This is a genomic window from Sporosarcina sp. AD_1, from assembly GCF_057373025.1.
Map to the genome: position 1 here is coordinate 378,060 of NZ_JBPVIR010000002.1, position 14,232 is coordinate 392,291.

At 41.0% G+C, this 14,232-nt stretch carries 13 protein-coding genes and 1 pseudogene; 9 read left to right on the forward strand and 5 right to left on the reverse strand.

Annotated features, from left to right (window positions below; all coding sequences use genetic code 11):
• Nucleotides 1–9: 9 nt before the first annotated feature.
• Nucleotides 10–1,248, reverse strand: a complete 1,239-nt coding sequence (locus tag ACSW3C_RS05175) for a hypothetical protein (RefSeq protein WP_486561233.1) — start codon at nt 1,246–1,248, stop codon at nt 10–12.
• 299 nt (nt 1,249–1,547) lie between these two features.
• Here ACSW3C_RS05175 and ACSW3C_RS05180 point away from each other — a divergent pair, with 299 nt between their 5' ends.
• On the forward strand, nt 1,548–2,156 hold the full coding sequence (locus ACSW3C_RS05180; protein WP_486561234.1) for a hypothetical protein: 609 nt from the start codon (nt 1,548–1,550) through the stop codon (nt 2,154–2,156).
• Between the two features lie 49 nt (nt 2,157–2,205).
• On the opposite strand, the gene ACSW3C_RS05185 is transcribed toward ACSW3C_RS05180, so the two are convergent.
• The gene (locus ACSW3C_RS05185; RefSeq protein ID WP_486561236.1) at nt 2,206–2,751 is read right to left on the reverse strand and encodes a cysteine hydrolase family protein; all 546 of its coding nucleotides are present in this window, start codon (nt 2,749–2,751) and stop codon (nt 2,206–2,208) included.
• A 280-nt stretch (nt 2,752–3,031) separates the two neighbouring features.
• Here ACSW3C_RS05185 and acnA point away from each other — a divergent pair, with 280 nt between their 5' ends.
• Complete coding sequence (gene acnA, locus ACSW3C_RS05190; protein ID WP_486561237.1) at nt 3,032–5,746, forward strand: aconitate hydratase AcnA; 2,715 nt, start codon at nt 3,032–3,034, stop codon at nt 5,744–5,746.
• Between the two features lie 65 nt (nt 5,747–5,811).
• On the opposite strand, the gene ACSW3C_RS05195 is transcribed toward acnA, so the two are convergent.
• A complete protein-coding gene (locus ACSW3C_RS05195) occupies nt 5,812–6,228 on the reverse strand; it encodes a hypothetical protein (RefSeq protein WP_486561239.1) in 417 nt (138 codons plus the stop codon).
• 250 nt (nt 6,229–6,478) lie between these two features.
• On the opposite strand from ACSW3C_RS05195, the gene ACSW3C_RS05200 reads away from it, so the two are divergent.
• The gene (locus ACSW3C_RS05200) at nt 6,479–6,667 is read left to right on the forward strand and encodes a hypothetical protein (RefSeq protein ID WP_486561240.1); all 189 of its coding nucleotides are present in this window, start codon (nt 6,479–6,481) and stop codon (nt 6,665–6,667) included.
• A 212-nt stretch (nt 6,668–6,879) separates the two neighbouring features.
• Here the strand turns inward: ACSW3C_RS05200 and ACSW3C_RS05205 are convergent, their stop codons facing one another.
• Nucleotides 6,880–7,317 (reverse strand): hypothetical protein, encoded by a 438-nt coding sequence (locus ACSW3C_RS05205; RefSeq protein ID WP_486561242.1) that lies wholly within the window; start codon nt 7,315–7,317, stop codon nt 6,880–6,882.
• A 210-nt stretch (nt 7,318–7,527) separates the two neighbouring features.
• Nucleotides 7,528–8,079 (reverse strand): hypothetical protein, encoded by a 552-nt coding sequence (locus tag ACSW3C_RS05210; protein WP_486561243.1) that lies wholly within the window; start codon nt 8,077–8,079, stop codon nt 7,528–7,530.
• Nucleotides 8,080–8,359: 280 nt separating this feature from the next.
• On the opposite strand from ACSW3C_RS05210, the gene ACSW3C_RS05215 reads away from it, so the two are divergent.
• The 6 genes and pseudogenes from ACSW3C_RS05215 to ACSW3C_RS05240 all read left to right on the forward strand — a co-directional run bounded on the left by ACSW3C_RS05215 (nt 8,360) and on the right by ACSW3C_RS05240 (nt 14,203).
• Complete coding sequence (locus tag ACSW3C_RS05215; RefSeq protein ID WP_486561244.1) at nt 8,360–10,546, forward strand: peptidoglycan D,D-transpeptidase FtsI family protein; 2,187 nt, start codon at nt 8,360–8,362, stop codon at nt 10,544–10,546.
• Nucleotides 10,547–10,727: 181 nt separating this feature from the next.
• Nucleotides 10,728–11,381 (forward strand): hypothetical protein, encoded by a 654-nt coding sequence (locus tag ACSW3C_RS05220; RefSeq protein ID WP_486561245.1) that lies wholly within the window; start codon nt 10,728–10,730, stop codon nt 11,379–11,381.
• Between the two features lie 45 nt (nt 11,382–11,426).
• Nucleotides 11,427–11,983: pseudogene (locus ACSW3C_RS05225) on the forward strand (cysteine hydrolase family protein).
• Nucleotides 11,980–12,393 (forward strand): VOC family protein, encoded by a 414-nt coding sequence (locus tag ACSW3C_RS05230; RefSeq protein WP_486561246.1) that lies wholly within the window; start codon nt 11,980–11,982, stop codon nt 12,391–12,393. The pseudogene ACSW3C_RS05225 and the gene ACSW3C_RS05230 overlap by 4 nt, the downstream one beginning before the upstream one ends.
• Nucleotides 12,394–12,498: 105 nt before the next feature.
• Nucleotides 12,499–13,116, forward strand: coding sequence for a C39 family peptidase (locus ACSW3C_RS05235; RefSeq protein ID WP_486561247.1), 618 nt, complete (start codon nt 12,499–12,501; stop codon nt 13,114–13,116).
• A 175-nt stretch (nt 13,117–13,291) separates the two neighbouring features.
• Nucleotides 13,292–14,203 carry a hypothetical protein gene (locus ACSW3C_RS05240; RefSeq protein ID WP_486561249.1) on the forward strand — a complete coding sequence of 304 codons (912 nt, stop codon included), beginning with the start codon at nt 13,292–13,294 and terminating at the stop codon, nt 14,201–14,203.
• Nucleotides 14,204–14,232 lie beyond the last annotated feature (29 nt).

Consider the following 14,232-nt stretch of genomic DNA (forward strand, 5'->3'; position numbering starts at 1 on the left):
TTCCCGTTTTTACCGTGCTAAATAGAATCGCCGTTTATTTATGAACAGGGAAACAAGAAACAGGATGACCTCGATGGCAAGGTATGTTATAAAAAGAACGAGGATACCCTTTGCATAGTAAATCGTCTCCGTGTTCAGCAAAAAATTCTTTTCCCCATCCACGATTTTCCCAAAATCAAAATACGTCTGCGGGAACAAACTGATGTCCTTGCCGAACAACTCCCTTGTCGAGCGAGTATAATAAAGCCGCTCTGAGAACAAGATCAAACTGCTACAAAATAGAACAATCCATTCGTTCTTAAACAATAAGCTCAATAGCATATTTAACCTTACGAACAAGATGATGAGCAGCGGCAGGACGACTAATGTCTTCCCTAAATAAGAGGCCAGGGTAATAACACCAAAATTCTCGGATGTAGACGTTTGTTGGTCAATCAGTATCGGGATATTCAAATCAAAATGCCCGAATCCAAATTGTACGGTCATGAGGAGCAAGCAGGTAACAATCAAGCTAAGAATAAACGCCATAGAATATAGAAATGTTGACAGGGATTTCAAATTAATCTGGCGATACCAAGATAAGGGCAAGCCTTGAAGGATCGACTGATGTTTTCTGTCCCTAGATAAGTTGTCGCAACTAAAATAAATGACGCAAAATAAAAAGAGGTACATTCCATAATTTTGAAAGAAATTCTGCAATGTTTGCAACCCTGTCTTCTCATACAGTAAACCAAATGTAATGGAGTGATCTTTGTTTAGATAATCCTCATACTTCATCATCGTTTGTCGGTACGCATGCTCCCGATCTTTAGCAGGAAATGGTGCCGTTTGAAATAAAAAACGATCTTCTAAATATACATCTGGATTATTTTGTAAATAAAAGGTCCTTATATGGAGCATGCGTTCAAAGTCCCGGTCTTCAAAAGACTGCAACATCGCCGTATACAGATCATGCTCATGTGAAAGTATTGCATAAGCAGGAGTGCCTCTCTGATGCAAAGAATCATATCTTCTAGTATTAATAACAAGGCCGGTATTCCCGATGCTTTCCCGTAGTTCTAACTGCTCGTTCAAATAAGCGAGGTATTCCTCCGTCTCCTTTTTATTAAAGGCTTCCTTTGTATTGGCGTACGGCCAAATAATCAAACAATAGCTGAACAATAATACAGCCACGAAGAACACAAATGGGATTGTCCGTCTGTTTTTTGCTGTAATTAGAAATTCATGTTTTAAATAATTCCAGTTCATCACAGCTTCCCCTCTTTAAAATGTATATTTTAATTTATTTACCATTTCTGAATGCTCAATCCATTTCTACTATACTTTAAGAATGTTGAGAGTACAAGAGTGCACGATCTAGATTTACCGTTTAATTGGAATATTTGTAACCTCTTAAAGGATGTATGCTGGAAATCTTTATAACCATGACTTTACTGCACGTTTAATGGAATTTATATGAAATCACGAAGTTTTTTGCATAGAGAGGAATGCTGACCGTCTAATTTGACATACTAGGATGGACTACATGAAAAAGGATGGGATGCGGCATGTCAATGGATTGGTTTGATCGGGTATGTGAGGAATTGCAAGATCACCTGGAATCCATTTGTGATCAATATGGTGAAGTGGGGCATATGACAATTGTCAGAGCGGCCAAGCATCCCAGAATTGAATTTTTCCTTGAGACCGAAGAGGATTTGCGCGAATACTTCTTCACGCTGTTTTATGATCCATGCAATGAAGAGTTTTACATTACTACAATCGAGTTCGATACAGATCGGCTCTCCAAAGTGGTCCTTCCGGATATCGAGGATATCATTGATGAAGTGCATGAAACCTTCCATGATTTTCTTGACGACGAGGAATGGGAAGAAGAGGACGGCGAGGAATTTTTAGATGAGTACGAGGTCGAGGTTGAATGGAAAACAGGAGAAGTCGTGGCCTATACGAATGAAGATGATGTAGAAGTGCTTTATCAATTCGGTCTTATTGAGGAAACAGGGGACGGCATCATTCGGCGAATCAATCGCTTTGAAACGGCAGATCGTGAACTTGTAGAAGATGATTCCTATTTCATCTTCAGTCAAGAGGAGGCCATTACGATCATATCGCTAATAGCCTCGCATATGGATTCACTTAAAAAATTTGATCTTTAAACTGGAGAAGGGCGGGTTCCTATTGAGGAAAACGCCCTTTCCTTATCAATCAGCGAACGATTGACGCACCAAGTGTCTTTTCAAAATGCCGAAGAGCCCATTCATGCCCGGCTGCGTCAAAGCTTGCCACTCCGCGCTCATGAATGACGATGTTGTAACTTAAATTATAGGCATCAACCGCAGTGTGCAGAATACAAATGTCCGTACATACGCCAACCAGATGTATTTCCTGAATACCGCGCGAGCGCAGCTGAATATCCAGATCGGTTCCCGCAAAAGCGCTATAGCGAGTCTTGTCCATCCAGATCATTTCTTCTTTTCGTTTCGCGAATAATTCATTCAACTTGCCATACGGATGTCTTCCGGAAGTGCCTCTAATATTATGAGGCGGAAATAGCCTGGATTCCGGGTGATAAGGATCATTCTTCTCATGCACATCGACGGGCATGATGACAACCTGTCCCTCGTCTAAAAAAGACTCAGTTAATGCAGTGATGTAGTTCTCCAAATCAATTCCCGGCTGGCCACATGTCAGCGCTCCGTCCTCTGCAACAAAATCATTTGTATAATCAATTACGAGCAACGCTTTTTTCACTGATCCCACTCCTTACTGTGTCATTACACCTATCATGCCATATTTGATGGAAGAATTCACTAGTCTTTATTATTCCTTATTACATAGTTAGTATTTTTTCTTAGAAAAAGGGGTATTGTCCCTGAAATGCGGAACAAAGCGGACAAGAAGGCCATCACTTTTTCTTATGGAAGACTATAATTTTAAAGTATTTTACTTATGAACGTTGCTATATTATGATGGAGTAGAGAAAAGATGCTCGTTTACGGCCTTTTCAGTAGATAAAGGGAGGAATTCACCAATGGCGAAAAGTAATTTGCATAACAGCCGCCAATCGTTCGAAGTGAACGGAAAGACGTATAACTATTATCGTCTGAAAGCACTCGAAGAAGCTGGCATCGCAAATGTATCCAGACTGCCTTATTCAGTCAAGGTGCTACTTGAATCCGTTTTGCGTCAGCATGACGGCTATGTGATCAAAGATGAACATGTTGAAAATCTTGCGAAATGGGGAAAAGATGCGGATAAGGATGCGGAAGTGCCATTCAAGCCATCCCGCGTCATTCTTCAAGACTTCACCGGTGTACCGGTTGTCGTTGACCTTGCATCCCTTCGCTCCGCGATGGCAGAAATGGGTGGAGACCCTGACAAAATCAACCCGGAAATTCCGGTTGACCTTGTTATCGACCACTCTGTGCAAGTTGACCAATATGGTACAAACGAAGCGCTTCAAAAGAACATGGAGCTTGAGTTCGAACGCAATGCAGAGCGTTATCAGTTCCTTAGCTGGGCACAAAAAGCGTACGATAACTACCGTGCGGTTCCACCGGCAACAGGTATCGTCCACCAAGTAAACTTGGAGTACCTTGCAAGCGTTGTCCATGCGATTGAAAATGAAGACGGCACATTTGAAACTTATCCAGATACACTTGTCGGTACGGATTCCCATACGACAATGATCAATGGTATCGGTGTACTTGGTTGGGGCGTAGGCGGTATCGAGGCAGAAGCAGGAATGCTTGGCCAGCCATCATACTTCCCAATTCCAGAAGTAATCGGTGTGAAACTTACTGGAGAACTTCCAAACGGTACGACTGCAACCGACCTTGCGCTTAAAGTGACACAAACACTTCGTGCACATGGCGTAGTAGGCAAATTCGTCGAGTTCTTCGGACCTGGCGTTTCCAAATTGCCACTTGCAGACCGTGGTACAATTGCAAACATGGCTCCTGAATATGGCGCAACTTGCGGCTTCTTCCCAGTTGACGAAGAATCGCTTGATTACATGCGTCTGACAGGCCGTGACGAAGAACATATCCAAGTCGTTCAAAAGTACTTGGAAGAGAACGACATGTTCTTCACAGCGGACAAAGAAGAACCAACGTATACAGAAGTAATCGAAATCGACTTGACGAAAATCGAAGCGAATCTTGCAGGTCCGAAACGTCCACAAGATTTGATTCCTCTTTCTGACCTACAACGTTCTTTCAAAGACTCTGTTGTGGCACCAGAAGGGAACCAAGGTTTCGGTTTGAATCCGAAAGAATTCGACAAGTCAGGAACGGTTGAGTTTGAAGACGGCCGTACAGTTGGTATGAAAACGGGCGACCTTGCTATTGCAGCAATTACGTCTTGTACAAACACTTCCAACCCATACGTTATGCTTGGTGCTGGACTTGTGGCGAAGAAAGCTGTCGAAAAAGGTCTTACACCTCCGGCATACGTGAAAACTTCACTCGCACCAGGATCAAAAGTCGTTACAGGCTACTTGAAAGATTCCGGATTGCTTCCATACATGGAACAAATCGGATTTAACTTGGTTGGTTACGGCTGTACAACATGTATCGGTAACTCCGGTCCATTATTGCCTGAAATCGAGAAGACAATTGTAGATAACGATCTGCTTGTATCTTCTGTACTTTCCGGTAACCGTAACTTCGAAGGACGGATTCACCCGCTTGTAAAAGCGAACTACCTGGCTTCACCGCCACTAGTTGTTGCTTATGCACTTGCTGGTACTGTCGATATCGACTTCGAAAAAGACCCAATCGGCAAAGCAAACGATGGTACAGATGTATACTTCAAAGACATCTGGCCAACAACGGAAGAAGTGAAAGAAGTCGTTAAAGCGACAGTAACACCTGAACTCTTCCGTAAAGAATATGCTCGTGTCTTCACAGAAAACGAAGCATGGAATGCAATCGAAACAACAGACGATTCCTTGTATGATTTCGATGAAAACTCGACATATATCCAAAACCCGCCATTCTTCGAAGGTCTTTCGAAAGAACCAGGCGATATCAAAACATTGTCCGGACTTCGCGTTGTCGGGAAGTTTGGCGATTCCATTACAACGGACCATATTTCTCCGGCAGGTGCGATCGGTAAAGATACACCAGCAGGAAAATACTTGCGTGAGCGCGGCGTAGAGCCTCGTTACTTCAACTCGTACGGTTCCCGCCGTGGTAACCACGAAGTCATGATGCGCGGTACATTCGCGAACATCCGGATCCGTAACCAAATCGCAAAAGGTACAGAAGGCGGCTTCACAACATATTGGCCAACAAAAGAAATCATGCCAATCTATGATGCAGCTATGAAATACCAAGCGGATGGTACAGGTCTTGCAATCATCGCTGGTAAAGATTACGGTATGGGATCTTCCCGTGACTGGGCTGCTAAAGGTACTTCCTTGCTCGGCATCAAAACAGTCATCGCGGAAAGCTACGAGCGGATCCACCGTTCGAACCTTGTCATGATGGGTGTGCTTCCACTTCAATTCTTGAACGGTGACAGCGCGGAATCCCTTGGTCTTACAGGCGAAGAGGAAATCAGCGTCAACATCGCGGAAGGCGTAAAACCACGCGACATCCTAAAAGTGACTGCGACTGCAAAAGACGGCTCCGTCAAAGAATTCGACGTATTAGCGCGTTTCGACTCCGAAGTCGAAATTGACTACTACCGTCACGGCGGAATCCTTCAAATGGTCCTTCGCGACAAAATGAAAAACAACTAATCATAGAAAAAGGGTGTCCGGAAAACCGGGCACCCTTTTTTTCATGCAGAATCAGATTTTGACGTCTATTTCGAGATGTTCTCTAGCTCAAAAGACTCTTCGAAGCCGTTCCATTTCACATTCACGGTAATCTGCTCATCAGCGGAAACAGTCCCAGAGGATTCTCCTTTGGAAGTAAACGATACTTCCGTTGGTGGATCGGAAAACTTTTTAGTCACACTAAAACTTTCTAAATCCGTTTCAAAAGAATACGTAATTTCATCTGTGGAAGCGAGTTCTTCCGGTAGCCCCTTGTAAGTGACAGTAAAAACATAGTTTGAATCCCCCTTGGAAGATTGATCTTCAGTGCCTTTAAAAAAGATTTCCGCCTCCCAATGTTCACTCTCGCCAGAAAATTTATATTCATAGCCGTATATGTTGCAAGCGGATAATATCATCACTGACAGAAGAATCGGTGCGAGTGCTTTTAGGGCTTTATTCAATCGTACCGCCTCCAATTTGAAAATTATTTACTATTATTATACACATAAAAGTTTGGAGAGTTGAAATAATATAGTATTAATTTTGAAAGAATGTAGTCTTGCGCCGAGGGATGAATGTAAAAAACAGCATGTTGCCGGCAAAAATGACTCCTATGGCAATCATTCTTCTTATATGGTAGCATCAGAAAAATGGAGGAAATACGGAAATATTGATAAGACTGAAAATACTAGAAAGATAGGGGATTAACTAATGATTGAACTAGCCACTTTTGGATTGTTATTAAATCCTATTTTTGCGATAGTCTTTTGCATCAACCTAGTAGCTGCTATGAAAAAAGTGAAGCGGGAGGAAGATACCGCTCGCAATACGTTTTGGATGTCAATGTCTCTCGGATATATTATTTTTTCACTTACAACGATTCTCATGGCCAGTTCGTAAGGCAATCGATGTTATTTATTTGCAATCGTAGCTGCTGTTTTGTATCTGGTAACATTATGATCTGAATAAAAAAAGACGAACGCCGATGCATTTGTCTCTTTTTAGAGGCGTTCGACGATGTGATAACAGTAGAAAAGCTAAAAGTAAATATAAAAACCATCTCAAATACTTAAAAGTGAAAAGTGGTTAATTACCAAACACACAGTCCATCCTTAATGTTTTTCGTCTTGGATTTCATCTTCTATTAGTTTAATGAGTGTTGATGATTCTTCAAAGGTCATCGTTTGGGCCTTGCCTTTATATTCTATGTGATGGCTGTAGATGACAATCCCACCTCCAGGGTAATACCCGAAATTACTTATGTAAATTACAAAGAGTGGTTCTTCGCCAATATCAATGGAAGTCATTATATTATCTGATTTTAAATTTTCCAAAGCAGAGGAAAATTCTTTGATAAAATCCTTATCATCGGTCACCGTTTGATTATTTGTTTCATATTCAATTAATTCTATACTCTCGATGTTCTTATAAGTAATTTCTTTCTCTGAGAATAACTGTTCCATAGACTCTCCTGTATTTCGTGTGAAAACAACAACTAAAGTGATGGCAATAATCACAATAACAGCCACGGCCATAACCCTATTTTTCATTTATACCCTCCTCCCAATAGTTTTTTGTGAATCTGTTTATATTCTTCATCCTACAATCAACTTTACCGATTAACTGGAGTTTTATCATTAATATTCCTATCATCCATTTTCCTACAATATATATTTTCCTGCAATTCAACCAATAATCTTTGGAAACAACAAACTTTGCAAAAACAACCTTTTAGTAAGAGTGATGACTCTCTACATGCTCTAGTCCGCTAACAAGATGTCTACAGTTTTTGCTTTTTTCACATCAGAAGCATACCAAGTTTTAAGTTGTTCAAAATCTGCAACTGGTAAATCCGCGGTGACGAGGCGGATTTGATTAATTGAAATCCAATCGTATTCCAATATTGGCCATGTCGGGTCATCCATAAATTGTTTCGTGTCTTTTTCAGATGTAAACGGAATACTTTCCAACTTAGCCAAATCAACAGAAACGAGAATATGCCGGATGATTTGGCCGCCTTCATTATAAGCATATCGAATGAGTACTTTATCTTGATCAGGAGCCAGCTGATAATCTTGAAAGATCCCATTTCGTAATGGCAATGAGTCTATTTCGCGGTTATGTTCTTTGATTAGTAAACTGTCACATTGCTTATTGCCGCAGCTGTACTGCAGTAGAAAGTAACGTTCTTCTGTGTCTGTTTCGATCTCTTCGTAATGAGTGCGCTCGATTTCCGATTTAGGATCGGTCTGTTCACTTACATAAGATTGAAAAGCCGGAAGGTCCTTTACCGGTATTTCCAAATCTGCCATAGTCAGAACACGGGAATTTGATTCAACTGAAGCGAGTGCCGCCTCGGGGGCTCTTGAAACCTTTTATCTGGTATGGAACCAGTGGGAAAGTAGTAGACCTACCAAGATGCCGAGAGCAAAAAGGATAATCTTCTTTTTCATTGCTGTCTCCTTTCAAAACATCAAATCTATCATTCCATCGTAACACATATCTAAAAAGGAGATAAGTGTGTTTTCAGAATTGGTAATGCTATAATGAAAAGGATATGATATACATTTATTCTGGCAGGGGTGGGTGGAAATGAGAAAACAGATCAGTCAGGCAGATAAAGTGCGACTGCGTCAGCGAAAACATATCGCTTTCAGGATGAATCTATTGTTTTTCTGTATCTTTTTCCTATTTTCGTTACTAATCTTCCGTCTTGGTTATTTGCAAATAGTCAAAGGCAAAGACTACACCCTCTTACTAGAACTGAAAGAGGAAATACCAGTCAATACAAGTGTCCCGAGAGGAAGAATTTACGACCGAAACGGCAATGTGCTGGTTGATAATGAACCGAAAAACGCTATTACTTATACAAAAACGACGTCTACGACTTCCAAGGAAATGCTGGAAATAGCCAGAGATCTCGCCCAATTGATTGAGCAGGATACAAAACGAATCACTCTTGGTGATAAGCGGGATTTTTGGATTTTGCTGAATCCAAAGAAGGCAGAGAAGAAGGTCACGGCCGAAGAAATTGAAGCGTTACGCAAAAAGCATGACACATGGACAGAGAAAGAAATCCAAAAAGAAATCAATCAAATGACCCGTGATCGTATCACGGATAAAGAGCTTGATTCCTTTACAAAAAAAGATCTCGAGGTTCTGGCGATTTATCGTGAAATGATGTCAGGCTATGCCTATTCTCCTCAAATTATTAAGAGTGATAATGTGACAGAAATTGAATTTGCAAGGGTTTCCGAGAGATTAAACGATTTACCGGGAGTCGATACGACGACTGATTGGGATCGTATAAAGGTTTCGGATAATACATTGATCGGTTCTACGACAACCCCTTTGCAAGGAATTCCCCGTACGCGACTCGATTATTTTTTGGCAAGGGATTATTCACGGAATGACCGAGTTGGGATCAGTTATTTAGAACAATCTTATGAGGAATTGTTACGGGGACAAAAGACGGTTGTGAAAAATGTCAAAGACCGAACGGGACGTGTTGTGGAGACCGTCACCGTTCGGGAAGGAGAACCCGGGAAGGACCTTGTTTTGACGCTGGATAGTGAACTCCATGAAGCCCTGGAGAAAATTGTGTCAGACAAATTGCTCACCTGGAAGCAAGTAAGGACATCTGGTCTATTGGACCGTGCTTTTCTTGTCATGATGGACCCAAATAACGGAGAAGTTCTGGCTCTTATTGGCAAGCAGCTCGTACAAGACAAAGACACAGGAAAATGGGTTGTACAAGATTATGCCTTTGGTACGTTTACGTCCGCCTATGAAGTAGGCTCGACGGTTAAGCTGGCGACGGTACTGACTGGCTATAGCGAAAATGTCTTGCGCATCGGTGAGGTGAAAATCGACGAACCCATTTATATCGCCGGTTCATCTGTTAAACAATCTCTATTTAACCGAGGGGGCAATCGAGTAGCAATCAATGACATTGAAGCCTTAGGGAAATCCTCTAACGTGTACATGTTCAAAATAGCGATATCACTTGGAGATGCTGTATATCGTCCTAATAAGCCATTACCTATTAACATAGAAGGGTTCGACCGGCTTCGTGAATCGTATGCCTCATTTGGATTAGGCGTGAAAACAGGAATCGATTTACCGGGCGAGTATCCAGGATATCCGGGGACTGAAACGATATCCGGGAAACTTCTTGATTTATCGATTGGTCAGTTTGATACGTATACACCGTTGCAAATGGCTCAATATGTATCCACTGTAGCGAATGGCGGTTACCGGATTGCGCCCAGGATCGTAAAAGAAATCAGGGAACCGTCACCGGATGGATCCGTCTTTGGTGCGTTAGTGCAGGAAACAGAGGCAGTTGTGCTGAATCGAGTGAAGAATTCAGATGAGGAAATCGAACAAGTGAAAAAAGGAATGCTTTATACGTACGGACCGAGAGGAACGGCACCCAATTTGTTTGCGAATGCAGAGTATACGGCAGCTGGAAAGACCGGGACCGCCCAATCTGCCTATTATGACGGGACCGATCGAAGCAAGTACGGAACAAAGACGGTTAACTTAACACATGTTGGGTTTGCGCCGTTCGATACGCCTGAAATCGCGTTTTCCATCGTCATTCCCAACGCCTCAACAGACCGGAGCGATTATACTTCTAAATGGAGCAATGATTTAGCGAGGGAGGCATTGGATATTTATTTTGATTTAAAAAAGAGAAGAATACAGGAAGAGCAGCCAGTTACGACTGATTTGCCTATTAGAAGGAAGCTAGAACAAGAAGGAGATAAAAATTGACTTGCTTATGGAGAAACAAGTAAATGTTTTGAACCATGGAATACTCGCTGTGCATGAGGTTATGTTAAGAGGGGAGCGGTGGATGAGCGCCCTCCCTTTATTATATTTGTTCATTCATTTAAAGGGTTTGGAAACTAACTGTTGAATAGGATAGAAGTACAATAGAGGAAAGTGTGATGAAATGATTGAAAATAAAAGAGCCCTTCTCTTTTCCGCAATTCTCTTGGCTGTGTGCATCTATATGATGTTGCCGTATCCAGATAACCAATTAATTGATGCAACCGCCACATTTATGTCGTTTCCCATTAAGACTTCGCAAGGCTTTCGACTCATTGGAATAGCAGGATCAATCCTCTTCGTCCTCGCACTCGTGTTACTGGCAAAAGGATTAAAGAAGTATCACGTCCAAACCATTCTGCTCGTCATTCTGCTTTTTACTTTTTCACCAAAATATCTCCTTGCATTTTATCAAGATACGTTGGCAAGCGGAATTAATGCGGTTAGTTATGATGGTGAAGGGACATGTCAATTTGAAGAAAGATCCGAAGCGTTGCTCGAAGGAACATGTAGTATTGTACTGAAGAATCGAAGCAATGAGCCAGTATCGTTTGCATTGGAATTTTTTGATTCAAACGATTTTGATGATGGCATTCGAATGGAATCGCTCATGAATACAAATGGGCCATACCCGATAACGATTGATGCGAAGCAAGAGCGGCGGGTGAATCTGACAGAACTGCTGGATGTATCGGATATCCCGCAACGCATCACGAATGGATCATCGAATCGGGTGCATATTCGACTGATAGAACCGGGTAAATCTCGAAATTTATAGTAAGATAAACAGGAATATATGAGATTACTAGAAGAGGTGATGGGAATGAATACAGATCAACGAGCGTTACTTATTGTGGATGTGCAAAATGCATTCAAAGACGAAAAGTGGGGGAACGAAATAATGAACAGGCGGAAGAAAATATACGTAAACTTCTTTGGCATTGGAGAGAAAAGGAGAGTACCGTCATCCATGTTCAGCATACATCGGATCATCCCGACTCCTTATTCCATCCAAGTCATGAAGGACACTCAATTCAATCGATTGTTGAACCAATTCTAGGCGAAACCATTATAACTAAGAAGGTCAATAGCAGCTTTATTGGCACAAACTTAGAGGAGATCCTAAGAGAGAAAGGGATAACAGGGATCGTCATCACGGGGTTAACAACTCCTCATTGCGTCGCGACGACAACGAGAATGAGTGGAAATCTAGGTTTTGATACAATTCTCATATCGGATGCGACGGCTGCATTCGGATTGCGAGACCAAAATGGAGTTTATTTTGATGCAGAAACCATACATAACGTTTCACTCGCCACACTGCACGAGGAATTTGCAGCCATCCTGACAACAGAACAAATGCTGGGGTGGGAGGGATGACAAAAGGGTTGATTCATCATATTGAGCTATTTGTGTCTGATTTGAAGAAAACGATCGACTTTTGGGGCTGGTTTCTTGAGGAATTGGGTTATGAAACTTATCAAGAATGGGAGCTTGGCCGTAGCTGGAAATTGGATCATTCGTATATCGTCTTTGTGCAAGCGGAGGAACGATTTCTGGACATTCCATACCATCGATGCCGTGTCGGATTAAATCATTTGGCTTTCCATGCAAGCTCCCGCGAACAGGTTGATAACATGACAAGTGTGCTAAAACAAAAAGGCATCCCCATTTTATACGAAAAGCGCCATCCCTTTGCGGGCGGAGAGACACATTATGCCGTTTATTTTGAAGATCCTGACCGGATAAAAGTTGAGTTGGTTGCTCCCTTGTCAGTCGATATTGTTTAAAAATGAGTAGTAATTATAACATGGCATACTTCGTGAGACTGAACATTTCTTGTAGTTATTCAAATGGTTCTGTGTAAAAGCTACTAGTAGAAAGGAGAGCGAATGATGAACGTTCCTTATTTTGCACAATGGGAATCCCGTGATTTAGTTGCAGACTTTTTAACAGGAAAACTGGATTCAGCTGAAGATCCTCTATGGGCATTATCGGGTGCAGACACTCCGGAAGAGTATGCGTTTTGGAGCCCCAATGTTTGTGGAATGGCCTGTTTAAAAATGCATTTAGCGCATACCAAAGACCAAGTAGTACCGATTTTAGAACTTATGAAAGAATGCAAGGACTACGGAGGATACAAAATAGATGATGAAAAAGAAGTAAGCGGCTTATATTATCATCCATTTGTATCTTATGTAAAAGACAAATTTGGGCTATCTGCAGAAGTTAAAGAAAATATCTCAGTAAACGAGATGTGTGATCTCATAGAAGATGGTCATGTATTCCTTGCATCTGTTCATCCAAGTATCAGAAATCCAGATGCAATTCCTCCTAAAAAAGGCGGGCATCTGGTGTATGTTTTCGCGAAAGATGCTCTCGACAACAAGATAATTTTTCATAATCCTTCAGGACATACGCCTGCGAGTCAGGAAGATGTATCATTGGAGATGGATGTTTTTGACCGTTATTTTGCCCAGCGCGGGATACTCATTAAGATAGAGTCAGAATAAGTTTTTTTGTTATTCAGTTTCGCTATGTTAAAGAAAAAGGTTTATTTATCGTAAAAGATTAACGCAATGGTTTTATAGTCGTTCTTCAAATAAGAGGTTGGTTAGTGGAAAAAGGAATTTGTCTGAAACTTCAATAAATTATTAACGACTAATAAGAAAAGGAGGTGGAAAGGATATGAAGTTGAAATTTTTATATTTAGCAATACCGACATTTTTAATATTGTCGGTATTTGGTTGTTCGTATAATCAAAATGTGGGGACTATCACAGAAACAGATAGTTATGAAAAAGCTAAAGAAGTTGCTTGGGAGTTTATCGAAGAAAAAGGTTGGAATGACAAAGCTAAAGAAAGTTGGAAAAGTGCAAAAGTGAAGAAAGTAATTGCTGATAATAGTTATGAATTGTGGGATAAAACTTATGAAGGAAAAGAGATAGTAACCGTTCTTTTTGAAGATGAAGAGAATGTTGGAGTTGATACACCTTTAATACTTGTTACCCCCGATTTTAATGAAGTAATTGGCTATAAGGCACGAAATTTTACTTTACACGGGGGTGAAGAATTAGCGGTATACTTGTCTGACATCGAACAAATGAATATCGGTGCCGAAATGCCCCAACTTTTATATGCCGATAACAAAATAGTGGTTATGCAGGGTACATTTGGAGTAGTCGTATATAATATGCAAGATTCCGTAGTTACTAATCGAATTTCATATGAACAAATTAAGTCATATGGCATCTCAATGATGGTGGCATCTGTATCGCAAGATGGTACAACAATCTTTATTGGAAATGATGATATGTCTATGTCGTCTAATGAATTTATATATACTCATCAATACGATATTAGTACGAGATTAATCAAAAAAACCACACAACAACCATCAAATTTGTATAGACCTAAATCTATTGAATTGCCTGGCTATCATGAGCAATACGACGATTTACAATATGGTACGAGTCACAATATTGTAGAATTAGATAATTCATTTATCTATCTACGCTCTTCATACTGGGAAATGAAATACCTACAAATTGTTAATTGCCCGTATGAAGAAGGTGAAAACAAAGTTTTTGATGTGTTCTAATGAGAATTATATCCTTAGCATCTGTTTAC